The 22732-nt window shown below is 63.3% G+C and carries 22 protein-coding genes; 12 read left to right on the top strand and 10 right to left on the bottom strand.

Going from position 1 to position 22732, the window contains the following annotated elements:
- The first annotated feature begins 68 nt into the window (after positions 1-68).
- A complete protein-coding gene (locus FJ948_RS04080; protein ID WP_140701883.1) occupies positions 69-383 on the top strand; it encodes a hypothetical protein in 315 nt (104 codons plus the stop codon).
- A gap of 24 nt (positions 384-407) precedes the next feature.
- Here FJ948_RS04080 and FJ948_RS04075 read toward each other — a convergent pair whose 3' ends face one another.
- On the bottom strand, positions 408-1433 hold the full coding sequence (locus FJ948_RS04075; protein WP_140701882.1) for a LacI family DNA-binding transcriptional regulator: 1026 nt from the start codon (positions 1431-1433) through the stop codon (positions 408-410).
- Positions 1434-1628: 195 nt separating this feature from the next.
- On the opposite strand from FJ948_RS04075, the gene FJ948_RS04070 reads away from it, so the two are divergent.
- The 6 genes from FJ948_RS04070 to FJ948_RS04045 all read left to right on the top strand — a co-directional run bounded on the left by FJ948_RS04070 (position 1629) and on the right by FJ948_RS04045 (position 8058).
- Entirely contained in the window at positions 1629-2660 is a 1032-nt protein-coding gene (locus FJ948_RS04070) for a Gfo/Idh/MocA family oxidoreductase (RefSeq protein ID WP_140701881.1), read from the top strand.
- The gene (locus FJ948_RS04065) at positions 2660-3565 is read left to right on the top strand and encodes a sugar phosphate isomerase/epimerase (protein WP_210242263.1); all 906 of its coding nucleotides are present in this window, start codon (positions 2660-2662) and stop codon (positions 3563-3565) included. Before FJ948_RS04070 ends, FJ948_RS04065 begins: the two co-directional genes overlap by 1 nt.
- Positions 3566-3661: 96 nt before the next feature.
- On the top strand, positions 3662-4669 hold the full coding sequence (locus FJ948_RS04060; protein WP_140701879.1) for a substrate-binding domain-containing protein: 1008 nt from the start codon (positions 3662-3664) through the stop codon (positions 4667-4669).
- An 89-nt stretch (positions 4670-4758) separates the two neighbouring features.
- A complete protein-coding gene (locus FJ948_RS04055) occupies positions 4759-5556 on the top strand; it encodes an ATP-binding cassette domain-containing protein (protein WP_140701878.1) in 798 nt (265 codons plus the stop codon).
- Positions 5553-6602: an ABC transporter permease gene (locus FJ948_RS04050; protein WP_140701877.1), complete on the top strand. Its 1050-nt coding sequence runs from the start codon at positions 5553-5555 to the stop codon at positions 6600-6602. Before FJ948_RS04055 ends, FJ948_RS04050 begins: the two co-directional genes overlap by 4 nt.
- Before the next feature lie 124 nt (positions 6603-6726).
- Positions 6727-8058, top strand: coding sequence for a P-loop NTPase fold protein (locus FJ948_RS04045; protein ID WP_140701876.1), 1332 nt, complete (start codon positions 6727-6729; stop codon positions 8056-8058).
- A 3-nt stretch (positions 8059-8061) separates the two neighbouring features.
- Here FJ948_RS04045 and FJ948_RS04040 read toward each other — a convergent pair whose 3' ends face one another.
- Positions 8062-10662: a UvrD-helicase domain-containing protein gene (locus FJ948_RS04040; protein ID WP_140701875.1), complete on the bottom strand. Its 2601-nt coding sequence runs from the start codon at positions 10660-10662 to the stop codon at positions 8062-8064.
- A gap of 261 nt (positions 10663-10923) precedes the next feature.
- On the opposite strand from FJ948_RS04040, the gene FJ948_RS04035 reads away from it, so the two are divergent.
- A complete protein-coding gene (locus tag FJ948_RS04035; protein ID WP_140701874.1) occupies positions 10924-13239 on the top strand; it encodes a glucose/quinate/shikimate family membrane-bound PQQ-dependent dehydrogenase in 2316 nt (771 codons plus the stop codon).
- Positions 13240-13538: 299 nt separating this feature from the next.
- Here FJ948_RS04035 and FJ948_RS04025 read toward each other — a convergent pair whose 3' ends face one another.
- Together FJ948_RS04025 and FJ948_RS30215 are read right to left on the bottom strand one after the other, a co-directional pair.
- Positions 13539-13973, bottom strand: a complete 435-nt coding sequence (locus FJ948_RS04025) for a hypothetical protein (protein WP_140701873.1) — start codon at positions 13971-13973, stop codon at positions 13539-13541.
- Positions 13974-13982: 9 nt separating this feature from the next.
- Positions 13983-14138, bottom strand: coding sequence for a hypothetical protein (locus tag FJ948_RS30215; RefSeq protein ID WP_181173550.1), 156 nt, complete (start codon positions 14136-14138; stop codon positions 13983-13985).
- A gap of 247 nt (positions 14139-14385) precedes the next feature.
- On the opposite strand from FJ948_RS30215, the gene FJ948_RS04020 reads away from it, so the two are divergent.
- Positions 14386-15273, top strand: a complete 888-nt coding sequence (locus tag FJ948_RS04020; RefSeq protein WP_140701872.1) for a dienelactone hydrolase family protein — start codon at positions 14386-14388, stop codon at positions 15271-15273.
- A gap of 6 nt (positions 15274-15279) precedes the next feature.
- Here the strand turns inward: FJ948_RS04020 and FJ948_RS04015 are convergent, their stop codons facing one another.
- The 3 genes from FJ948_RS04015 to FJ948_RS04005 form a co-directional block, all read right to left on the bottom strand.
- Entirely contained in the window at positions 15280-15726 is a 447-nt protein-coding gene (locus tag FJ948_RS04015) for a response regulator (RefSeq protein ID WP_140701871.1), read from the bottom strand.
- Positions 15723-16871, bottom strand: coding sequence for a histidine kinase dimerization/phosphoacceptor domain -containing protein (locus FJ948_RS30865; protein ID WP_140701870.1), 1149 nt, complete (start codon positions 16869-16871; stop codon positions 15723-15725). The genes FJ948_RS04015 and FJ948_RS30865 overlap by 4 nt, the downstream gene beginning before the upstream one ends.
- Positions 16872-17017: 146 nt before the next feature.
- Positions 17018-17956, bottom strand: coding sequence for a DMT family transporter (locus tag FJ948_RS04005; protein WP_140701869.1), 939 nt, complete (start codon positions 17954-17956; stop codon positions 17018-17020).
- Positions 17957-18045: 89 nt separating this feature from the next.
- On the opposite strand from FJ948_RS04005, the gene FJ948_RS04000 reads away from it, so the two are divergent.
- Positions 18046-18525 (top strand): Lrp/AsnC family transcriptional regulator, encoded by a 480-nt coding sequence (locus tag FJ948_RS04000; protein ID WP_140702250.1) that lies wholly within the window; start codon positions 18046-18048, stop codon positions 18523-18525.
- A 77-nt stretch (positions 18526-18602) separates the two neighbouring features.
- Here FJ948_RS04000 and FJ948_RS03995 read toward each other — a convergent pair whose 3' ends face one another.
- Both FJ948_RS03995 and FJ948_RS03990 read right to left on the bottom strand, forming a co-directional pair.
- Positions 18603-18800, bottom strand: a complete 198-nt coding sequence (locus tag FJ948_RS03995; protein WP_015317249.1) for a hypothetical protein — start codon at positions 18798-18800, stop codon at positions 18603-18605.
- A 230-nt stretch (positions 18801-19030) separates the two neighbouring features.
- Positions 19031-19516, bottom strand: a complete 486-nt coding sequence (locus FJ948_RS03990; RefSeq protein WP_140701868.1) for a thioesterase family protein — start codon at positions 19514-19516, stop codon at positions 19031-19033.
- A gap of 162 nt (positions 19517-19678) precedes the next feature.
- On the opposite strand from FJ948_RS03990, the gene FJ948_RS03985 reads away from it, so the two are divergent.
- Both FJ948_RS03985 and FJ948_RS03980 read left to right on the top strand, forming a co-directional pair.
- On the top strand, positions 19679-21094 hold the full coding sequence (locus tag FJ948_RS03985; RefSeq protein ID WP_140701867.1) for an FAD-linked oxidase C-terminal domain-containing protein: 1416 nt from the start codon (positions 19679-19681) through the stop codon (positions 21092-21094).
- A 101-nt stretch (positions 21095-21195) separates the two neighbouring features.
- Positions 21196-21705 carry a hypothetical protein gene (locus FJ948_RS03980; RefSeq protein ID WP_140701866.1) on the top strand — a complete coding sequence of 170 codons (510 nt, stop codon included), beginning with the start codon at positions 21196-21198 and terminating at the stop codon, positions 21703-21705.
- 55 nt (positions 21706-21760) lie between these two features.
- Here the strand turns inward: FJ948_RS03980 and FJ948_RS03975 are convergent, their stop codons facing one another.
- Entirely contained in the window at positions 21761-22723 is a 963-nt protein-coding gene (locus FJ948_RS03975) for a Dyp-type peroxidase (RefSeq protein WP_140701865.1), read from the bottom strand.
- Between the last annotated feature and the right edge of the window lie 9 nt (positions 22724-22732).

The following is a 22732-nucleotide window of genomic DNA, read 5'->3' as shown; positions in this document are numbered from 1 at the left end:
GTTCCACGCATTCATGGATGCGGGCCAGTGCCTTTGGCTCCATCCGCGAGCCGTTGAGGGAGGACGACATGGGTTTCGACCAGTATCACGAACCGCCGGAAGAACTGTCGCAGAAGGTGCGGACCTTCGCCCGCATGATCGCCTCGCTGATCGAGGAGGCGGAAGCGATCGGCTGGTACGAACAGCGCATGTCGGTTGAAAAAGACCCGGAGGCCAAGGCGATCATGAAGAACGCACAGAGCGAGGAGTTCAAGCATTTCGGCATGGACCTCGAATTCCTGCTGCGCCAGAAGACGGACTGGCGCGCGGAACTGAAGGAAATCCTGTTCACCACCGGGGATATCGTCAAGGCTGGCGAGCGGGGCGAGAAGAAGGTGGATTGACCGGCTTCGCCGGCGCTGGTCCCATCAATCGCTATCGCGCGCGACCAGTTCCAGCGGCCAGACTTCGCGGATGACGCGCGGGCCTTCCGGGCCGGCGAAGGCGGGGAGCGATGCCAGCAGCATTTCGGCCAGCCGTCGGCCCATCGGCTCCAGCGCCGGGCGAAAGGCGGTCAGCGCCGGCGAAAAATAGCGGCAGAGCGGCGTGTCGACGATGACGTTCACGGCAATGTCTTGACCGGGCCGCATGCCCATCTCGGCCAGCGCCTTGCAGCCGCCGAGCGCCATGGCATCATTGTTGAAGATGATTGCCGTCGGCGGGTCTTTTGCCAACATCACGCGCGGCGTCACCTCGTAGCCGCCGGCCTCGTTGATGAAACCGTCGGCGATCAGCTCGTGATCGACCTCGATGCCATGCCGCTGCAAGCCCTTGCCATAGCCGTCCAGGAACAGATAGCCGAAGTTGAGATCAAGCGAAGGGCGGATGGCGGCAATGCGACGGTGTCCGCGCGCCACGAGGCGGTCGACGGCCTCTTCGCCCGCCCTTTCGAAATCGATATCGAGCGAAGGATAGGTGTCGTCGCCCGACTGGCTTCGGCCGAGCGTGGCGAAGGGAAAGCCGACCTTGCCGAGATAGTCGATTCGATCGTCTTCCCGCCGCGTATTGGCCAAAACGACCGCATCGACCAAGCGCGTCTCGACCACGCGGCGCAACCGCTCCTGCTGATATTTGCCGGGCTCACCCATGACGACCATCAGATCGAGGCCATGCTCGGCCAGCTTCGCCTGCAGCCCGATCAGGAACGGGATGAAAAACGGTTCGCCATATTGCTGGTCGCCCTGATGCGGCTGCAGCATGAAGGCGATCGAATGGGTGGCTCCTTGCCTGAGACTGCGTCCGGACTGGTTGGGCGCATAGTTCAGCTGCCTGGCGGCATCGAGCACGCGCTGGCGGGTGTCGGCATTGACGTCGGCGCGTCCGTTCAGCGCCCGCGACACGGTGCCGATCGAAATGTTCAGGTGTCGCGCAAGGTCGTGGATGCTGGACGCCAAGTGACTGTTCTCCCCCCTTCTTGGCTAGCACCGGTTGCCGCCCGGGCCAAGGCGCTACGGCGATTTTCGACAGCGGCCGATTGACATTCTACGTCATCGGGTGTGTTCTCGTAAACGTTTACGGAAAAACGTTTACGGCGGTGCCGTGAATGCCGTGACACTCGGCCTGGAGGGGCCGAACGGGAGGATCGCCGGATGATGAATGTCGTCCTCGTCGGCTGTGGCGCGATGAGCAGACAATGGCTCGATGCCGCAAGCCGGATCGACGGGCTTGCCATTGTCGGCCTTGTCGACCTCGACGCCGAACGGGCGCGGGCGAGGGCGGTCGAATACGGGCTTGCCAATGCCGTCACCGGCACCAGCCTCGACGCGGTGCTCGACCAGACAAAACCCGACGCGGTGTTCGATGTCGTGGTTCCCGCCGCCAGGCGCGACGTCGCGCTTTCGGCCTTCGCCCATAAGTGCCATCTCCTGACCGAGAAGCCGCTGGCGGACAGTCCCGAGAACGCCCGCACCATCGTCGAGGCCGCGCGCCGGGCAAAGCGCGTTCATGCCGTCGTCCAGAACCGGCGCTATGTCGCCAATGTCAGGCGCATACGGCGTTTTCTGGACTCTGGCGTCATCGGTGCGGCGACCAGCATCCATGCCGACTTCTTCATCGGGCCGCATTTCGGCGGCTTCCGCGAGGAAATGGACCATGTGCTGCTGCTCGACATGGCGATCCATACCTTCGATGCCGCCCGCTACATGGTCGCCGGCGAGCCGGCCGGTGTCTTTTGCCAGGAATGGGAGCCGGCCCAGTCCTGGTACCGGCAAGGGTCGTCGGCGAGCGCCGTCTTCGATCTCGGCGGCGGCAAGGTCTTCACCTATGCCGGCTCCTGGTGCGCAGCCGGCTTCCGCACCAGTTGGGAGGGCAGCTGGCGCATCGTTGGCGAGCGCGGCAGCCTGACCTGGGACGGCCATGACGGGCTGAAGGCGGAAGCGGTGGTATCGGGCCGTGACGGCCTGATGGACAAAACCGAGCCGGTCGGCGTGCCGGCGCTCGATCCTTCCGACCGCGTCGGCGGCCATCTCGGCATCATCCAGGATTTCATGCACGCCATCGAGACCGGCACCGAGCCGGAAACGCGCGGTGCAGACAACATCAAGAGCCTGGCCATGGTTTTTGGCGCGATCGAGAGCGCCGAGACCGGGCGGCGCGTGGCGATCACAAGGGAAGGACCATGATGCCAAACCCGTTGCTCGACATCCGCATCGGCACGATGGTGCGGGCCAATCTCGACGACCCGGCGGCCTATGTCAGGCAGATCCTGCCGCTCGGCTTCGAGAGCATCCAGCCCTTCTTCTGGCAGACGCTGGGCGGCAAGGACCTGCCGCGATTGGCCGGCCAGATCCGCGAGGCGATCGGCGATGCCGACGTGACGGTGTCCTCGATCGGCGTGTTCGGCAATCCGCTGGAGAGCGGCGATGTCGATCGCGGCGTGCTCGCGGCCTGGGAAACGGTGATCGACAATGCCCATCTGTTCGGCGCGTCCACGGTCAGCGGCTTCACCGGGCGCATCCGCGGCAAGCCGCTGCCCGACAGCCTGCCGCGCTTTCGCGAGGTGTGGGGGCCGCTGGCCAGGCGCGCCGCCGACAAGGGCGTGCGCATCGCCTTCGAGAACTGCGCCATGGACGGCAACTGGGCAGGCGGCGACTGGAACATCGCCCACAATCCGGACGCCTGGGAGCTGATGTTCAACGAAGTGCCCGACGAAAATCTCGGCCTCGAATGGGAACCCTGCCATCAGCTCGTCTACCTGATCGATCCGATGCCGCAGATCCGCAAATGGGCGCCGCGCATCTTTCATGTCCACGGCAAGGACGCCACGATCCGCTGGGACGTGATCCGCGAGCATGGCGTGTTCGGCCGCGTGCCTTTCGTGCAGATGCGCACGCCGGGCTTCGGCGACAGCGACTGGACGCGGGTGATCAGCGAGTTGCGGCTGGCCGGTTACAAGGGCGCCATCGATATCGAAGGCTGGCACGACCCGGTCTATCGCGGCGATCTCGAGATCACCGGGCAGGTGCGGGGGCTGGAGTATCTCAAGCAATGCCGGGGAGGCGCCAGCTACCTGCCAAATCCGGCGTGAGAAGCGCGGCGGCGGGAGGAGCCGGCCGTCAAATGCCAATGCCAGCAAATCGTCAAGAGCCCTCGGCGACGAGGAAAACAATGGGAGGACAAGTGCATGAGCATAGCAATCAGAACGACATTCGCGCGCACCGTCGTCGTGGCCGCCGCCGCGGCGCTCTGCGCCGCCATCTCTACCATGCCGGCACGGGCGCTCGACCAGCAATGGTGCAAGGATGTCCATATCCGCTTCTTCGTCGGCGGCGCGGAGGGCGATGCTTTCGGCACCATCGTCTATAATGGCGCTAGGCAGGCGGCGGCCGATCTCGGCCCGAAGGTCGACTACATCTTCTCGGGCTGGGACCCCGAAAGGATGGTGCAGCAATTGCGCGAGGCGGTCGCGGTCAAGCCCGGCGGCATCGCCATGATGGGTCATCCGGGCGAAGACGCGATCATGCCGCTGGCCGAGCAGGCGCATAAGGACGGCATCAAGATGATGTACCAGAACGTGCCGCTGCCGAAGGTGGTGGCGGCGTACGGCGGCGGCTATGTCGGCGCCCAGCAGGAGCAGCAGGGCCGCGCGCTCGGCGCCGAGGCGTTCAAGCTGGCCGGGCTGAAATCCGGCGACAAGGCGATCATGATCGGTCCCTTCGACAATGAGAGCCGGGGCGCGCGCGAGCGTGCGACCGTCGCCGCATTGAAAGAGGCCGGCGTCGATGTCGTTCAAATCAACTCCGCGACCGAGTGGGCGGCCGACCCGAATCTCGCCATCCCGTTGATCACCGCGGCCTTGCTCAACAATCCCGGCGTCAAGGCGGTCGGCTATCCCGGCGGCCAGATGCTCGGCAATGTCCCGACATACATGCAGGCCGCGGGGCGGAAGCCCGGCGATATCTTCAACTTCGGCTTCGACACCAGTCCGCAGATCGTCGAGGGCTTCAAGGGTGGCTGGGTGCAGCTGACAGCCGACCAGCAGCCATTCCTGCAGGGCTATCTGCCGATCCTCAGCCTCTGCCAGCAAGTGGTGCTGGGCTTGGCGCCGCTGAATGTCGACACCGGCGCCGGCTTCGTCACGCCGCAGAATTACGAGATCGTCTCAGAGCTCGCCAAGCAGGCGCTGCGCTGATCTCCCAAGGCTGCCGGCCGGGTCAGGCCCCGGCCGGCAGGACCGCTGGAGAAGTTGTCCGGCACGCGACAATGGAAAGCGAGGATCCGATGGCCGAACGCATCATCGAACTGCGCGATATCAAGAAGTCCTACGGTCAGGTCTATGCGCTGGGCGGCGTCAATCTCAGCGTCGACCGCGGCGAGGTCGTCGGCCTCATCGGCGACAATGGCGCCGGCAAGTCGACGCTGATCAAGATCCTGTCCGGCGTGGTCAGGCCGACCAGCGGCGAGATTCTCGTGCGCGGCGAGCCGGTGACCGGATGGAGCGCGGCGCGCTCGCGTGATGCCGGCATCGAGACAGTGTTCCAGGACCGGGCGCTCGCCGTCCAGCAGACCATCGTGCGCAACATCTTCATGGGCCGCGAGCTCACCGGCTTCATGGGCTGGCTGAAGGTCAACAAGGAGATCGAGGAGGCGAGCCGGCTGATGCGCGAGATCGGCTTCACCTCGAAAGTGTTCACGCCGCACTCGATCGTCGGCCAGCTTTCTGGCGGCGAGCGCCAGGGCGTGGCGATCGCGCGCGCCATCTACAAGCAGGCCGAGCTGATCATTCTCGACGAGCCGACCACGGCGTTGTCGCTGACCGAAACCGCCAAGGTCTTCCATTTCGTGCGTCAGGTGCGGGCGAGCGGCCGCTCGATCCTGTTCATCGGCCATAACATCCATCATGTCTTCGACATCGCCGACCGCTTCGTCGTGATCGATCGCGGCAAGGTGGCGCTGGCCGCCGACCGCAGCCAGGTCAAGTCGGCGGAAGACCTGATCAATTTCATGGAAGACGTCGCGCACCCCGGCGGATTGCCGGGCCTGCACGAGGCCGTCGGAGCGGAGCAGCGAGCGCGATGAGCAAGACCATGGAACCCGATCTGCAAAACCAGTTCAGCGGTCCAGGCGGCGATACCGCCGGCAAGGAATGGAGGCATCCGTCCGATCAATGGCTGCGCGGCTTCGTCCTCGACAACCGGGCATCGCTGGGCACGCTCGCCGTGTTCATCGTCATGATGGCGGTGTTCATGATCGCCAATCCGACCGTGTTCACCACCTGGTATCTCTACAGCTCCGTGCTGACGACGCTTCCCGTTGCGCTGTTCGTGGTGGTGCCGCTGGTCTTCGTCGTCACCTGCGGCGAGATCGACCTGTCGTTTCCGGCGACGATGGGTTTTGCGGCCTGGGTCTTCGCGCTGGTCGTGCAGGCGGGCTACGATCCGTTCCTCGGCATTGCCGCGGCGCTCGTCACCGGCGTGCTGCTCGGCTTCCTCGTCGGATCGCTGGTCGTCTATGGCGGCCTGTCGTCGCTGATCGCCACGCTCGGCATGAACTTCCTGCTGCGCGGGCTGATCCAGATCATCAATGAAGGCAAGTCGATGGCGCTGACCGGTCTTGCCGGCAGCACGGCCTACAAGATCTTTTCCAGCCAGGTCTTCGGCATTCCGGTGCAGATTTTCTGGGCCATCGCCTTCGTCGTGCTGTCGGCGATGCTTTACAACCGTCACCGCTTCGGCGCGCAGGTCAAGGTGGTCGGCGACAATCCAGACAGCGCCCAGCAGATGGGCATCGACGTCAAGCGCGTGCGGGTGAAAGTGTTCGTCTTCGTCGGCATAGGTGCGGCGATCGCCGGAACGTTTTCGGTGATGATCAACTTCACCTGGTGGCCGACCGCGGGCGACGGTTATCTGTTGCCGGTGCTGGCCTCGGTGTTCGTCGGCGGCACCCCGACCTGGGGCGGCATCGGCACCGTGGCCGGCGGCGCGATCGGCGCCGTCACCGTGTCGTTCATCCAGACCGGGGTTGTCGCGGCGGGGTTGAGCGGCTTCTACGTGCAGTTCTTCAACGGGCTGATCATCATCCTGTCGCTGCTCGGGCACAAGTGGAACCAGGCAAGGTACAGGTGAGGGGGGCAATCGGTCCGGCCTCGCGGCAGGGCTGGCAGAAAGAACTAGTGGATTGGGATTTGCTCAAGCTCAGCTAGGCGATTTGATGTGCTAGAAACGGCTCCTGTTTTTGAGGGACCGCTAGATGAAGATACTTGCGCCGGATATTGAGCAAGCAGTTGGAGCCAGTGAAGATATTTTTGGCCGCGACTCGTTTGGCGATGGGCTCTTGAAGGTTTTTGATCTCAGCGAGGATGCGTTGGTTGTCGCTCTTGACGAGCCATGGGGATCAGGAAAAACGGTCTTTGCAAGACGTTTGGCTCGTAGGGCAAGGGATCAGAAATTCAAAGTTGTCTATTTCGATGCATTCAAACGCGACTATGATTCCGACGTTTTTGTTTCACTTGCTGCAGAGATTCTTGAAGAGACGGGGATAAAGCCAAAAGAAAAAAAGGCGCTTAAGGAAAAGGTGAAAGACGTTGCGAAGATTGTCGGGCGGGTTGCTATAAAAGGCGCAATTCGCGGGCTAACAGCCGGTGCGGTTCGAGCTTCGGATTTCGAGGATGCAAATGAAGATATAGCCAATGAGGTGGGCAAAGAGATTGAAGCCGAGCTCGACAAAGTTATTGACAGTCGGCTGGAAAACGCGAAGGCCGAGCAAAAAGCATTCGAATCTTTTCGCCAAACCCTTTCGGACCTTATGTCGGTTAATGACAATCAAAAGCCTCTTATATTTATTGTAGACGAGCTTGATAGATGTAGACCAACATATGCCTTGTCGGTTTTGGAGACAATAAAACATCTGTTTTCGGTCAAGAACGTTCACTTTCTCCTTGTTTGCCAGCTTGATCAGCTCTCAGCGGCAACCAGAAAAATGTATGGATCCGAGATAGATGCGAGTTTGTATCTTGAGAAATTCATTCATTTTAGAGTCACGTTTCCGCAATTCGAAAAAAGAGAGAATGACAGGGTTCTAAAGAAATTTGTCCTAAATGTCCTCAAAGCAATGCCAGACGACGATGAATCCGGTCGCTTAAAAGATGGTTTCGCAGATTTTACTTCGCTTGTATGGTCAAGAGGCCAGTATTCTCTCCGTCGAATTGAACGCCTCTGCACATTGTTTGGATTGTGTATGGCTTTTACAAATAAAAACACAATACGTCATCAAGCTCTTATTCATATACTTTGCGATTTGAAACTTTCGTCTCCAAGACTGTTTTCCAAGGCTAAAAATGGAACGTTAACCTATCAGGACGTCAAGAATCGCTATTTGTTTTCTGATGATCCCGATAAAAGAAATGATGATCTCGACTGGTATGCTATGAATTGGAGGTATTTCTTATTGTCAGATGAGGAATTGAAAGGATTTGACGTAAGCGTATTTGGAAGAAGCCTGTTTGAATATAGTATTGATCGAGAGGATGTTGTTCGCTTTCTGGCGAATAAAATTGTAGATCGATTTGCATTCCCGACTTGATCTTCACACCGCCGCGACGAACCCGTCCAGCACGCGTTTCTGGCCGGCCTTGTCGAAGTCGATGGTCAGCTTGTTGCCTTCGATGGCCGAGATGTTGCCGTTGCCGAATTTCTGGTGGAAGACGCGGTCGCCGACATTGAAGGGCGAGGGCGTGTCGGAGACGGATTTGGCGACCAGTTCGCCATCGATGGTGCGGCCCTTCACGCTGGTGCGGCCGGCGCCGTAGCCGGAATCGGTCTCGCCATAGCCGATGCGTTCGACCTGATGGCCCGAGCGCGTGCCCCAGTTGCGGTCGGTCGCCTCGGTGCGGTTGGCCTGTGCGCGCTGCCAGCCCGGTGTCGAATAGCTGTTGGAGAAGGCGCCGGACTTTTCCGTGTCGGCGCCGACATTGTCGAAACGCGAGGCGCCATACGGGTTCTGCCGGCCACCACGGCCAGATGCGAATGATCCACCGCCATAGTTGTTGCCGTAGCCGCCGTAGCTGTTGCCGGCTTCGGCGACCTCGACATGCGTCTCCGGCAGTTCCTCGAGGAAGCGCGACGGTATGGTCGATTGCCAGAGCCCGTGGATGAGGCGGTTGGAGACGAACCAGATATGCAGGTTCTTCTTGGCCCGCGTCAGGCCGACATAGGCGAGCCGCCGCTCTTCCTCCAGTCCGGAACGGCCGCCTTCGTCGAGCGCGCGCTGATGGGGAAAGAGGCCTTCCTCCCAGCCGGGCAGGAAGACGGTCTCGAATTCGAGGCCCTTGGCCGAATGCAGCGTCATGATGGAGACGGCGTCTTGCCCCGCATTCTGCTCGGCATCCATGACCAGCGCGACATGTTCGAGGAAGGAGCGCAGCGACTCGTACTGCTCCATGGAGCGGATCAGTTCCTTCAGATTCTCCAGCCGGCCGGGGGCCTCGACCGAACGGTCGTTCTTCCACATGTCGGTATAGCCGCTCTCCTCGAGAATGGTCTCTGCGAGCTCGGTGTGCGGGGTGGTTTCCAGCGCTTTCTGCCAACGCTCGAAATTGGCCGCGACCTCGCGCAAAGCGGCGCGCGGCTTCGGCTTCAACTCGTCGCTTTCGGCGAGATTGGCGGCGGCCTCCAGCATCGGGATACGTAGCGCGCGCGCCGTGTCGTGGATCTGGCGGATGGTCGCTTCGCCCAGCCCGCGCTTGGGCACATTGACGATGCGCTCGAAGGCGAGGTCGTCGGCGCCTTGCGCGACGACGCGGAAGAAGGCCATCGCGTCGCGGATTTCCATGCGCTCGTAGAAACGCGGGCCGCCGATGACGCGGTAGTTGAGGCCGAGCGTGGTAAAGCGCTCCTCGAAGGCGCGCATCTGGAAGGACGCGCGGACCAGGATCGCCATGTCGTTGAGATTGTGCTTCTGGCGCTGGTAGGCCTCGATGGTCTCGCCGATGGCACGGGCTTCCTCCTCCGAATCCCAGGCGGCGTGGACATTGACCTTGCCGTCCTCGGGGTCGTTGCGGTCGGTGAACAACGTCTTGCCGAAGCGGCCCTCATTATGGGCGATGAGGTGGGAGGCGGCGCCCAGTATGTGCGCGGTCGAGCGGTAGTTGCGCTCGAGCCGGATGATTGTGGCGCCGGGAAAATCCTTGTCGAAGCGCAGGATATTGTCGACCTCCGCGCCGCGCCAGCCATAGATCGACTGATCGTCGTCGCCGACGCAGCAGATATTAACGGCGGATCTGTCGCGCGAGGCGCCCCCTTCTGTCCTGCCGGACATCTCCCCCACTTGCGGGGAGATTGGCTTGCCTTCGGGCCTTTGCGCCAGCAGGCGCAGCCACATGTATTGGGCGATGTTGGTGTCCTGGTATTCGTCGACGAGGATGTATTTGAAGCGCCGGTGGTAGTCCTTCAGCACGTCGGGATTGGCGCGGAAGATGCGGATCGGGTGACAGAGCAGGTCGCCGAAATCGCAGGCGTTGAGCGTCTGCAGCCGCTCCTGATAGGCTTTGTAGAGTTCGCGGCCCTTGCCGTTGGCAAAGCTGCGCGCATCGCCCTCGGCGATGTCGGCCGGGCCCTGGCCCTTGTTCTTCCAGCCGTCGATCATCTGGGCGAACTGTTTTGCCGGCCAGCGCTTGTCGTCCAGGCCCTCGGCCTGGATGAGCTGCTTGATCAGCCGCACGACGTCGTCAGTGTCCAAAATGGTGAAGTCGGAGCGCAGCCCGGCAAGCTCGGCATGCCTGCGCAGAAGCTTCACGCCGATCGAGTGGAAGGTGCCGAGCCAGGGCATGCCCTCGACATTGCCTTCGCCGATCAGGATGCCGATGCGCTGCTTCATCTCGCGCGCGGCCTTGTTGGTGAAGGTCACCGCCAGGATCTGCGAGGGGAAGGCCCTGCCGGTCGCCAGGATGTGCGCGATGCGGGTGGTCAGCACACGGGTCTTGCCGGTACCGGCGCCGGCCAGCACCAGAACCGGGCCTTCGGTGGTTTCCACCGCCAGCCGCTGCTCAGGGTTCAGCCCTTTCAAATAGTCGGGCGCGTTGTTCTGGCCACCGCGGGCAGCCATGGCGCGCGCGGCAATGCCCGACGGGGCCGTGGACCGCGCATCGGGTTCGTCGAAAAAGGGCATGTCTTCGGAAAAGCCGGACATCTTCCCCCGAATGTAGTGATTCGGGAGGGAAAGACCAGAACTGTCTACGTTTTGTTCCGGTAAAGTGCCTGATACGGCCACGCGGGCCTATGGCGGCCGGGGTCCTGAACCGACCTCGGGCGGAACGAGGTAGCCGCTAGAGGCCGATGACCCGGTGCTTGACAGGCGCGGCGGTCGGGAGAAAGCTGCGCACGGGCAGGAACGGTGCGCCGGGTTGCCCAGGGCCGCCACCATGCGCGCAACAGTCGAAGGAGTATCATCTTGGCTGTCACCATCACCTCCCTCATCCTCTTCCTCATCGGCCTGGTGCTCGGCGCCGGCGGCATCTGGTTGGCCTCGCTGGGCGGCAGCTGGTACTACATCATCGTCGGCCTTGCTTTCCTGATCGCCGCCTGGCTGCTCTACCGGCGCCGTTCCACCGCGCTCTGGCTCTACGCGGCGATCGTGCTTGGCACGCTGGCCTGGGCGGTCTGGGAAACCGGTTTCGACTGGTGGGAACTCGGCCCGCGTGGCGGCATCATCGTGCTGGTGGCGCTGTGGCTGCTGACGCCGTGGGCGCGGCGCGGCCTTGCCGGTCCGGACGGTCGCGCGCCGCTGATCCTGGCCGTGCTGGCATCGCTGGCGGTGGCCGGCTATTCGATGACCACGGACCCGAAGGATATCGCCGGCGCGCTCGACACCGACAAGGTGATCCCCAACGCCAATCTCGGCGGCGATGTGCCGGCGGGCGAATGGCACTTCTATGGCCGCACCCAGTTCGGCCAGCGCTATTCACCGCTCGACCAGATCACGACCGACAATGTCGCCAACCTGCAGCCGGCCTGGACCTATCGCACCGGTGACGTGAAGGGACCGGACGATATCGGCGAGACCACCTACCAGGTGACGCCGCTCAAGATCGGCGACACGCTCTACATCTGCACGCCGCACAATTTCGCCATCGCGATCGATGCGGCGACCGGCAAGGAGAAGTGGCGCTACGATCCCAAGATCAAGCTCGACAAGGACCGCCAGCACCAGACCTGCCGCGGCGTGTCCTATTATGCCGATGCGTCCGGCGCCGGCGGCCAGCCTTGCGCGACGCGCGTCTACCTGCCGACCTCGGACGCACGGCTGATCGCGCTCGACGCCGCCAACGGGCAGGTTTGCCCGGCCTTTGCCGAGGGCGGCACGCTCAATCTGTTGACCAACATGCCGTATCCGAAGTCGGGCTATTACTACTCGACCTCGGCGCCGCTGATCGCGGGCGGCAAGATCATCGTCGGCGGCGCGGTCAACGACAATTATTCGACGCAGGAGCCGTCCGGCGTCATCCGCGCCTATGATGCGAGCACCGGCAAGCTGCTGTGGAACTGGGATTCCGGCAATCCGGACCAGACGACGCCGCTGGCCGCCGGCCAGACTTACACCGCCAACTCACCCAACATGTGGTCGACGCCGAGCGCCGACGAGAAGCTCGGCCTGCTCTACGTGCCGCTCGGCAACCAGACGCCGGACCAGCTCGGCATGGGCCGCAGCGCCAATGTCGAGAAATTCTCCTCCTCGATCACCGCGCTCGACCTCAACACCGGGCAGTTGAAATGGGTGCGCCAGACCGTGCACCATGACCTCTGGGACATGGACGTGCCGGCGCAGCCCAGCCTGGTCGACATCACCAAGGCCGACGGCACCGTGGTGCCTGCCCTTGTCGGGCCGACCAAGCAGGGCGACCTCTATGTGCTCGACCGGCGCACCGGCGAGCCGGTCATCCCTGTGAAGGAAGTGCCGGCGCCGGGCGGCGCCATCGAAGGCGACCACACATCGCCGACGCAGCCGGTCTCCGATCTTACCTTCATGCCGAAGCCGCTGACCGGCGCCGACATGTGGGGCATCACCATGTTCGACCAGCTGGCCTGCCGTATCGAATTCCAGGGTTTGCGCTACGAGGGCCGCTACACGCCGCCTTCCGTACAGGGCTCGCTGATCTATCCCGGCAATTTCGGCACCTTCAACTGGGGCGGGGTGGCGGTCGATCCGGTGCGGCAGGTGATGTTCGGCATGCCGACCTACCTGGCATTCAAGTCCCAGCTCATTCCGCGCGATCAGGTGCCGCCGCCGGATGGGGGGCGCGGCAGCGAGCAGGGGTTGAACCGCAATGAGGGCGCGCCCTATGCGGTGGTGATGGGGCCGTTCCTGTCACCGCTCGGCATCCCCTGCCAGGCGCCGCCCTGGGGCTATGTCGCCGGTGCCGATCTCAGGACAGGACAGATCGCCTACAAGCACCGCAACGGCACCATCTACGACATGACGCCTTTGCCGCTGCCGCTGAAGGTCGGGGTGCCGGGCATCGGCGGTCCGATGATCACCGCCGGCGGCGTCGCTTTCCTCGGTGCCGCCGTCGACGATTATCTGCGCGCCTATGATTTGACGTCGGGCAAGCAGCTCTGGCGGGCCAGGTTGCCGGCGGGAGGGCAATCGACGCCGATGACCTATACGGTCGCCGACGGGCGCCAGTTCGTGGTCATCGTTGCCGGCGGCCACGGCTCGGTCGGCACCAAGCCGGGCGATTATGTGATGGCCTACGCGCTGCCTAAGTAGGGAAGGGGGATCTGGGAGGGTGGTGGTCTGGCAGCTATGCAATTTTTCCGGCAACGTCGGCGCCGCCCCTCATCTGCCTGCCGGCATCTTCTCCCCGTATAGTGACGGGGAGAAGGAGCAGTGTCAGCCTTGGCGCCCTTCCTGCACAATGACAACTGGCTAACCATTGAAGGCGGCGTCCTTCTCCCCGTCACTATACGGGGAGAAGTGCCCGGCAGGGCGATGAGGGGCGGCGCCGACCGTGGCCAGTAAAACGTCGCATGCCGAGCGGCCCTCACACTTCGATCGGCTCTCCCGCCTCAGCCGAGCCCGAGATGGCTCTTCAGGCTCGGCACCGAGCCCAGCACCTGGTTGGTCAAATCGGGGCCGGCGGCCGCCTCGGCCTGCTGGACAAGCGTCTCGCCGGCCTTCTGGATCTGCGCCATGTCAAGGCCGGAGGCCTTGAGCGCGGCGAGGCCATTGATCAGCGCGCCAGCTTTCTCGCCGAGCACGCCGCCAAGCGCGCCCTGCAGCGAGGACAGGAAGCCGCCGCCTCCTGCCGGGGCGGCGGCCATGACGTCATATTTCTGCGCCAGCGCGTCGGCGCCCGGAATCTTGGCGAAGAAGGAGGAGGCGCTGGTGCCTTCCGCCTCGTGCTCGAGCACCGAGAAAATGGTGCCGACGACTTTTTCGGTCGTTACCTGATCGATACCGGCCTTCTGCGAGACGGTGTTCACGATGTCCTGTACGTCCATGACTTCACCTCACCCCTGGGTTTTCGTGGTTGCCGAATGGCGCTCGCGGCTGCGAACCCTGACCATGGATTTTTTTCCGGCGGCGGCGATGCTCGCGCGCAGGGACAGAATGGCAGCGACGGCCACCACGAAGGCGGTTGCCAGGATCGGTGAGGGCATCGTCATCGCTTTCGCTCCTTCAGGACCGTGGCCGCCGGATGGGGCGGCTGGTCAGTCAGTTTCCCCCACTATTGTGGCAGCGCCATCAAGATTTGTCACCGATGACAGAAACGTGATGATCCACGGACCGAGGCGGATAGCGACTTAAGGCGTCACCGAGCCGTGACTGGACGGTGCGAGGCTCGCCCCTATCTTGCCAATGGCCCAGACACCGAACCGAAGCCGAGACAGCGAGATCGAGGAAGAAAACCCCATGCCTGACCCCACCACCAAGACCGTCATCACCCAGGCGATGATCGATGCCTATGACGAATACACGCATCTGACGCTGGATCGCCGCCGCTTCATGGAGCAACTGACCAGGCTTGCCGGATCGGGTGCGGCCGCCGCCGCGATCGCGCCGATGCTGGCGGCGAATTCGGCCCAGGCGGCGATCGTGGCCGAAACCGATGCCCGCGTGAAGGGCGAGGACATCACCTATCCCGGCAGTGACGGCGAGATGAAGGGCTATCTGGTCAAGCCGGCGAACCAGGCCGGCAAGCTCGGCACCGTCATCGTCATCCATGAAAACAGGGGGCTCAACCCGCATATCCGCGACGTCGCCCGGCGCGTGGCGTTGGAAGGGTTCGTGGCGCTGGCGCCCGATTTCCTGTCGCCGCTCGGCGGCACGCCCACCGACGAGGACAAGGCGCGCGATATGTTCACAAAGCTCGACCCGGCACGGACCGTGGCCAACGGCGTGGCGACGGTCGCCTTCCTGAAGGCCGACAAGGACGGCAACGGCAAGGTCGGTGCCGTCGGCTTCTGCTGGGGCGGAGGCACCGCCAACATGCTGGCCGTCAACGCGCCAGACCTTGCCGCCAGCGTCGCCTATTACGGCATGCAGCCCAAGGCCGCCGACGCGTCGAGGATCAAGGCCGCGCTGCTGTTGCATTATGCCGGTCTGGACGAGCGCACCAATGCCGGCATCGACGCCTTCAAGAAAGAACTCGACGCCGCGCATGTCGAATACACGGTCTATGTCTATGAAGGCGCCAACCATGCCTTCAACAACGACACTTCGGCCGCCCGTTATGACAAGAAAGCGGCCGATCTCGCCTGGGGCAGGACAATCGCTTTCCTCAAGCAGAAGCTGGCTTGACCGCCGTCAGCGTCCCGGCGCCCAGACAGTCTCGAAGGCGGGCGACAAGGTGAAGCCCGCCGGACGTTCCGATGTGGGCGGCGGACGCCGCACACCTTCCTGCAGATAACGCAAGGCGGAGGTCACCCCATTCGTCGTGTAGGGTTTGGCAATGACCCCGATCGCGCCGGCGAAATGGTCGGGAATACGCTTCGGGTTGGCGGTCATGAACACGACCATGGCGTTCTTCCTGCCGTCGATATATTCGGCGACGTCGATGCCGGTCGGGCCGTCGGTGAGGTGGATGTCGACAAAGGCGATATCGGCCCGCGTGGAATCGATCATGGCCCTCGCTTCGGCGAGCGATGTTGCCCAGCCAACGACGCTGTGGCCGGCGTCCTCCACCAGGCTTTCCAACTCCATGGCCAGCAGCGCCTCGTCCTCGACGATCAGGATCTTGAGTGAGTCGGTCATGACAGGTTCCCCTTATGCTGTGGTCCATTGGGCATCGAAATGACAACGCGGGTGCCGGGACCGGCATCGCGCCATTCGATGTCGGCACGCAATTGGCGGGCAAGCGACTTGATCAGCCGCATGCCGAAGGAGGCGTCGCCATTGGCGCCAGCCATCCCGACGCCGTCATCCGAGACCTCGATGTTCAAATGGCCGTCCGGCTGGCTCATCTTGATGCCGATGCTGCCCGATTTCGTGCCGTCGGGCCTTTCCTTGAAGGCATGCTTGAGCGCGTTGGTGACGAGTTCGTTGACCATCAGCGCCACCGGCGTCGCCTTCTCGGCCGGGACCACGATGGGCTCGAGTTCGAGTGTCGGATTGATTTCCGAACGTCCCGAAGCAGTCAGCAGGTCGGAGATGAGATCCCTGGCGAAGTCCGAGACATCGAACTTGCTGACATCCTTGGACTGGTAGAGCCGGCGATGCACGGTGCTGAGCGCCTCGATGCGCTCCAGCATGGTGCCCAGCGAGCGCTTCAGATTTTCGTCGCTGACTGTCCGGCTCTGCATCAGGATGAGCGAGGAGATCATCTGCAGATTGTTCTTAACGCGATGATCGACTTCATGCAGAAGCGTGGTCTGCGCCTCGAGCGCCGCTTCGAGTTCGGCGGTGCGTTCCTTGACGGCCTTCTCGAAGCGTTCCTTGTCCGCGGTTATGCGGTGTTCGGAGCGCTTGCGGTCGGAAACGTCGAGCTGGGAGGCAAAAAAGAACTGCACTTCGCCTTTGTCATTGGAGACCGGGCTGATGTAGAGCGCATTCCAGAAACTCGAGCCGTCCTTGCGGTAGTTCAGGATATCGACGCTGAGATCGGTCTCGTCCGCGATCGCGGCGCGTATCTGTGCGACCGCGGCCTTTTCGGTTTTCGGTCCCTGCAGGAAGCGGCAGTTCCTGCCGAGAACTTCATGACGCTCATAACCTGTCATGCGAAGGAAGGCGTCGTTGGCGAAGACAATCGGATTGTCCTGCCGGCGCGGGTCGGTGATGATCATCGACATGCGTGTGGCGCGGATGGCCGCGGCGAAGGGATCGCCCTTACCCTGTTCTGCATGAAGGTCGTCGGTCATGTGCCATGCGTCGGCCGGTTCCCTGGTCCTTTTCGTGTCCATCGCGTCGCTCCAAGCCATTTTTTCGTGGGGGGACAACGGCTCGAACGCGGATTTGGTTCAATCTCGGTCCGCCTGTCGCAGTTCGTCGCAGGCGGGGAACCAAGGGAGGCTTTTTGCAACCTGCTGGGACGAAAGGGATTTCTCGGCTAGCCGGCGGAGGCCGGCCTGTGAAGCGCGACGCCGCCCACGACCAGCGCGATGCCGAGGCAATCGGCTGGGCCGGGGATCTGGCGCAGCAAGAGGATGCCGATCAGCGTCGCGGTGACCGGCAGCAGCGACAGCATCAGCGCGAAGCTCGCGCGCGGCAAGCGCGCCATGGCAAGCTGGTCGCAGACATAGGGGATGACCGAAGAACAGATGCCGACGCCGATGGCGGCGACGAGCAGCGGCGGCGAGAAAAAGGCCGGCAGCGCGTCGGCCAGGCCGATCGGCAGCACGACGACGAAGGCGACCGCCATGGCGGCACCCAGGCCGGCGATGCCGTCGCCCGCGCCGGCGCGGGCGATACGGTGGCCAAGCACGATGTAACCGACAAAGAGTGCGCCGTTGAGGAAAGCCCAGAACAGCCCGACGGGGTCGCTTGCCCATTTGACGTCGGTCAACAGCAAAGTGCCGGTGACGGCGATGCCAAGAGCGGCCAGATTGCGGGCGCTCCTGAGGCCGGCGAGCGCAATGCCGATGGTGCCGACGAATTCGATCGCCGCCACCAGTGAGATCGGCAAGCGGTCGAGCGCCAGGTAGAACGAGCAGTTCATCACCGCCAGGCAAGCGCCGAAGGCAATGAGCAAAAGCCGCGTCGGGAGATCGGCGCGGGCGAAGGTTCGCCAGGGGCGGGTCAGCGGCGCGAAGATCAGCGCCGCTGTGGCGATGCGCAGCCATGCCATGCCGAGCACGCCGACGTGCGGGAAAAGCAGCACCGCGAAGGCCGGACCGAGATAGTGGAAGACGGCACTGACGCCGAACCAGACATGCGGCGGCAATCTTGTCGCCAGCCCGGCGAGCACAGGACCGGCGAGCACAGGACCGGCAAGGGCAGGGCCGGCAAGGGCAGGGCTCGAAGGCGGGGCTTGCGTCTGGTCATCCATGAGATCAGTATCGCAGCCGGTTTTGCCGATTTACATGGATGATGGTCGGCGCATCCGATCATTTATTTCCTGGAAGCAAGGAGTTTTGCCTGAAACGCCTTCGAAGCGAAAATATCGACCTCGACGCGGCCGACATGAAGATCCTGCGCCTGCTGGAAAAGGATGCGCGCGCCAGCACGGCGGAGCTTGCGCGCTCGGTCGGCCTGTCGGCGCCGAGCGTAGCCGAGCGCATCAAGCGGCTACAGGAGAACGGCGTGATCGAAGCCTATTGCGTCAAGATCAACCCCGCAGCACTTGGCCTGAAACTGTCGGTCTGGCTGCGCATCCGGCCGGTGCCGGGGCAGTTGGCTGTCGTGGCCGAGATCATTCGTGCCCTGCCGGAGATCGCGCAATGCGACCGGGTCACCGGCGAGGACTGTTTCATCGCGCTGGCGCATGTCGCCTCGGTGGCCGAACTCGAACGGGTGATCGACCGCATCATTCCCCATGCGATGACCAACACCGCGATCATCCAGTCTTCACCGGTGGTGGCGCGCTCGCCGCTGGCGGCGGTCAAATGGCAGCCGTGAACCGCGGATTTGACCTGTTCGTCTGGTGTTCGTGCACTTTCTTGGGGGGAGAAACGATGTATCGGTTCGGCCCGCGCTCAGGCGTGCCCGCGCTTCAGGCGGGCGCGCTTCAGGATGCTGCGCCAGCGGATCATGTCGAACGGGATCGGTTCGTTGTTGTTGGCGATGTGAAAAATCTCGTTGTCGACATTCTTGAGCGAACGCCAGAAATCATAGTCAGATATGCGCGGATCGGCGGCCAGCCTGTCCACCTCGACCTTGATGTCGGTTTTCATGCACGTCCCTCGAACCGGCTTCGCCCCGCCGCCCGTAAACAACCCTGATGCGGACGTTTTCGACCGCTCCGCTGAGTCGTTCAACGGCTCAAATGGCTTGTTCCCGTTAAAACCTCGGTAAGGTTAACGCGGGTGTGGGGCCTCTTCAAGCACGCGTGCCGGCCGATGCGAAGGTCCGGCGATTTTGGATCGAGGGTGTGGCTTTGAGGCCAAAGCCCGGTTGTCGTTGGTCAGCCCTGCTTGCGCTTGATGCCGATCGAGCGGCCGGCGCGCTCGGGCATGGGCAGCACCGAATGCGCCGCGCGCATGGCTTCGATCCTGGCCAGCACATCGGCCGGGAAGGGCGCCACCTTCGGCCCCGACATGTCGACATGGAGCGACAAGGTCTCGGACGTGGCGGCGAGCCAGCCATCGACATGGCGGATTTCCTGATAGGCCCTGAGCCGCTTCTCGTCATGGTCGATGAGCTGGAAGGAAACCGTGACCTTGTGGTCCAGATGCAGCTCCCTGACGTAACAGACATGAACTTCGGCGGTGTAGATGGTGAGCCGCCGCTCTTTCACATAGTCCAGCCCCATGCCCATCGCCTCGAAGGCCTCGTCCGAGCAGCGGTCGAACAGCACGTTGTAATAGGCCATGTTGAGATGGCCGTTGTAGTCGATCCAGTCCTTCTCGATGTCCATGGGCCTGGAGACGAAGGGGGCGGGGATGGACATTGAAACTTCCTTGTTCTGGTGCTGGACAGAGCGTGGCTGCGGAGACTTTTCTGTTCTGACGCAATTCCGGACGTAAAACCGCTTCACACTTTTCCTGGAATTGCTTTAGGCATCCATAGCTGCATAACAAGCATGGGCGCTGGTCCATTCGCGGAGGAATTCATGGCTCTGAGCGACCTCAATCCGGTCGAACGCAACGAGGAAGGCATCGCGGCGGTGCTCGGCATCCTCAAGCAGCGGCTCGGCGAGCGGTTCCAGACCGGCCAGGCCGTCCGCGCGCAGCACGCGCACACCACCACCTATATCCCGACGCAGGCGCCGGACGGCGTCGCTTTCCCGGAGACGACGGCCGAGGTGCAGGAGATCGTGCGCGCCTGCGCGGCGCACCGCGTGCCCGTCATCGCGTTTGGCGTCGGTTCCTCGCTCGAAGGCCACACCAACGCGCCCGGCGGCGGCATCTCGGTCGACACGTCGCGGATGAACCGCATTCTTTCGGTCAATCCGCAGGATCTGGATTGCACCGTCGAACCCGGCGTGACGCGCGAGGACCTGAACCGGCATCTGCGCGACACCGGCCTGTTCTTCCCTATCGACCCCGGCGCCAACGCCTCGCTCGGCGGCATGGCGGCGACGCGGGCTTCCGGCACCAATGCGGTGCGCTACGGCACGATGCGCGAGAACGTGCTGTCGCTGACCGCCGTCATGGCCGATGGCGAGACGGTGACGACCGGCAAGCGGGCGAAGAAGAGCTCGGCCGGTTACGATCTGACGCGGCTGCTGGTCGGCTCGGAAGGCACGCTCGGCATCATCACCGCGCTGACCTTGAAGCTGCAAGGCATTCCGCAGGCGATCTCGGGCGGCGTCTGCCCGTTTCCGAGCGTCGAGGCCGCCTGCAACGCTGTGATCGCGACGATCCAGATGGGCATCCCGGTGGCGCGCATCGAACTGGTCAACGCGCTGCAGATGCGGGCGATGAAGACTTATTCCAAGCTCGATTATCCCGAGAGCCCATGCCTGTTCGTCGAGTTCCACGGCAGCGATGCGGGGGTTGCCGAACAGGCCGAGACTTTCGGCATGATCGCGGACGAAAATGGCGGCGGGCCGTTCCTGTGGACCAGCGTCGCCGAGGAACGCACCAAACTGTGGAAGGCCAGGCATGACGCCTACTGGGCGTCGCTGACCTTGCGTCCGGGCGCCAAGGGCCTGTCGACCGATGTCTGCGTGCCGATCTCGCGCTTTGCCGAATGCGTCACCGAGACGGAGGCCGACATTGCCGAGATGGGGCTGATCGCGCCGATCGTCGGTCACGCCGGCGACGGCAATTTCCACGTGCTGGTGCTGATGGACGTCAACGATCCCAAGGAGATCGCGCTGTCGGAGAAATTCGTCGCGCGGCTCAACATGCGCGCGATCGCCATGGAGGGAACCTGCACCGGCGAGCATGGCATCGGCCAGGGCAAGATCGGCTTCCTGCGCCACGAACTCGGCCACGGCGTCGACATCATGCGCACCATCAAACAGGCGCTCGACCCGCAAAACATCATGAATCCGGGCAAGATATTGCCCGACATGGACTAAGGGCATCTCGAAGAGCGCGTCTTGACCGCGCCGCCATTCGGGTCGAGGCTCCTCAAGTGGCAAGCCCGGAAAGACAGGCGTGCCGGCTGAGGAGGACTGTCATGGCCATTTCACGCAAGGAAGAAGCGCGCGCTCTCAGGGCCGATGAAAAGGAACTGGTGGAGAAGTCGCACCATCCGGCGGTGCAGGAGCTGTCGGACGCCGACCTTTCCGGGCTGGTCAAGCTGTTGCGGGAACGGCGCGACAAGGCGCAGACCGAGGCGCATCGCCGGCGGCGCGAGATACGCGGCAAAGGCGCGGCAAAGGGCGCTACGCCCTCGAAGGCTGACGGCGGCTCGCAAGTGAAGCTCGCGGTGCTGGCGATGGCCATGCGGCGGCTTAACGGCGAGGCTGAACGGCGCCGCCAACTGACGGCCCGCATTTCGCTGGTCGACAATGCGCGCAAGGCGCTGGCCTTGAAGCAGAAAGCCCCGGACGGTCCCTCGCACAATTCGCGCACGGCGCACAAAGGCATGCGGACCGTGGCCAACCAGAAGGTTGCAAGCCTGGTTCGACCGGCGGAACTCGGCCGGCAGCGCAAGGTGGCGCAAGCCAAGCGCGACGCACGCTGAGCTCTGGCGGGCGGCCGGCCAGCCGCGGTTCTACCGCGCAGCGGCAAATCTTCTCTTACTTCGCCTGAACAAGCGTCTGCAGCATCGGGCGCGTCGGCGCGAAGAAGGTCGTGCCGGTATGCGGCGTGGAGACATCGAGCAACCGGTCGTAGGCGCCCGGCGGGTCGCCGACATACATGCGCTGCAGCATTTTTTCGGTGACCCAGAGATATCTGCTGTAGCCGATGAAATAGGTGCCGAACTCGTTCTGCCCGGGCCTGCCGAACGGCATGTTGTCGCGCAAAATGTCGTACTCGGTGCCGTCGGCATCCTCGATGGTGGCGAGCGACTTGTGCGATTTGCGCGGTGCGTCGTCATCGTCGATTTCGATGTTGTCGATCTTGGTACGGCCGATGATCGCCTCCTGCTCGGGCGTCGGAATGCGCGCCCAGGCCTGCATGTCGTGCAGATATTTCTGTACCACGACATAGCTGCCGCCGGCAAAGTCGGCATCCTCGTCGCCGACCAGCGCAGAGGCGGGCAAATCGAGGCCGGTCGGGTTGGCGGTGCCATCGACGAAGCCGAGCAGGTCGCGGGCATCGAAATAGCGGAAACCGGCGACCTCATCGACGACGCTCACGCCGGGACCAAGCCTGTCGAGCAGGATGCGGTCGAATTCGAAGCACATGTCGGGCCGCTCGGCGCGGATGTGGAAGAGCAGGTCTCCCGGTGTCGTGGGCGCCGAATGGACCGCGCCTTTGATCGGCGCGAACGGTTTCAGCTCCAGCGGCCGCCGGCCTGGGCTCAGGCGGTCCCAGAGATCGCTTCCGATGCCGGCGATGCAGGACAGGCGCCCGCCGAGGTCGCGGAAGCCGACGGTCTTGACCAGGTCGTCGAGCTCGCCGAGCACGGAACAAACCTTGGCCAGGGCGGGCTGATCGCCGGCGACGGTGACGACAAGGAAAATCGCCGATTGCGAAAGCGGCGCGTCGACACTCTGCGCATCGATCGGCACGCGGTCCCAGTTCTTGCCCGACATCCAAAAATC

The sequence above is a fragment of the Mesorhizobium sp. B2-3-12 genome, assembly GCF_006442205.1.
Lineage (GTDB): Bacteria > Pseudomonadota > Alphaproteobacteria > Rhizobiales > Rhizobiaceae > Mesorhizobium.
Note: the sequence above shows the minus strand (reverse complement) of the source record. Positions and strands in the feature narration are given on the sequence as shown.

Excerpts from the sequence above, each read along its gene's own strand:
- FJ948_RS04020 (WP_140701872.1), top strand. The coding sequence starts at position 14,386 with ATGCCTGACCCCACCACCAAGACCGTCATCACCCAGGCGATGATCGAT.
- FJ948_RS04025 (WP_140701873.1), bottom strand. The coding sequence starts at position 13,973 with ATGGACGTACAGGACATCGTGAACACCGTCTCGCAGAAGGCCGGTATC.
- FJ948_RS03980 (WP_140701866.1), top strand. The coding sequence starts at position 21,196 with ATGGCCATTTCACGCAAGGAAGAAGCGCGCGCTCTCAGGGCCGATGAA.
- FJ948_RS04070 (WP_140701881.1), top strand. The coding sequence starts at position 1,629 with ATGATGAATGTCGTCCTCGTCGGCTGTGGCGCGATGAGCAGACAATGG.
- FJ948_RS04080 (WP_140701883.1), top strand. The coding sequence starts at position 69 with ATGGGTTTCGACCAGTATCACGAACCGCCGGAAGAACTGTCGCAGAAG.
- FJ948_RS04040 (WP_140701875.1), bottom strand. The coding sequence starts at position 10,662 with ATGTCCGGCTTTTCCGAAGACATGCCCTTTTTCGACGAACCCGATGCG.
- FJ948_RS30215 (WP_181173550.1), bottom strand. The coding sequence starts at position 14,138 with ATGACGATGCCCTCACCGATCCTGGCAACCGCCTTCGTGGTGGCCGTC.
- FJ948_RS04055 (WP_140701878.1), top strand. The coding sequence starts at position 4,759 with ATGGCCGAACGCATCATCGAACTGCGCGATATCAAGAAGTCCTACGGT.
- FJ948_RS04045 (WP_140701876.1), top strand. The coding sequence starts at position 6,727 with ATGAAGATACTTGCGCCGGATATTGAGCAAGCAGTTGGAGCCAGTGAA.
- FJ948_RS30865 (WP_140701870.1), bottom strand. The coding sequence starts at position 16,871 with ATGGACACGAAAAGGACCAGGGAACCGGCCGACGCATGGCACATGACC.
- FJ948_RS04050 (WP_140701877.1), top strand. The coding sequence starts at position 5,553 with ATGAGCAAGACCATGGAACCCGATCTGCAAAACCAGTTCAGCGGTCCA.
- FJ948_RS03975 (WP_140701865.1), bottom strand. The coding sequence starts at position 22,723 with ATGTCGGGCAAGAACTGGGACCGCGTGCCGATCGATGCGCAGAGTGTC.
- FJ948_RS04060 (WP_140701879.1), top strand. The coding sequence starts at position 3,662 with ATGAGCATAGCAATCAGAACGACATTCGCGCGCACCGTCGTCGTGGCC.
- FJ948_RS03995 (WP_015317249.1), bottom strand. The coding sequence starts at position 18,800 with ATGAAAACCGACATCAAGGTCGAGGTGGACAGGCTGGCCGCCGATCCG.
- FJ948_RS04015 (WP_140701871.1), bottom strand. The coding sequence starts at position 15,726 with ATGACCGACTCACTCAAGATCCTGATCGTCGAGGACGAGGCGCTGCTG.
- FJ948_RS03990 (WP_140701868.1), bottom strand. The coding sequence starts at position 19,516 with ATGTCCATCCCCGCCCCCTTCGTCTCCAGGCCCATGGACATCGAGAAG.
- FJ948_RS03985 (WP_140701867.1), top strand. The coding sequence starts at position 19,679 with ATGGCTCTGAGCGACCTCAATCCGGTCGAACGCAACGAGGAAGGCATC.
- FJ948_RS04065 (WP_210242263.1), top strand. The coding sequence starts at position 2,660 with ATGCCAAACCCGTTGCTCGACATCCGCATCGGCACGATGGTGCGGGCC.
- FJ948_RS04005 (WP_140701869.1), bottom strand. The coding sequence starts at position 17,956 with ATGGATGACCAGACGCAAGCCCCGCCTTCGAGCCCTGCCCTTGCCGGC.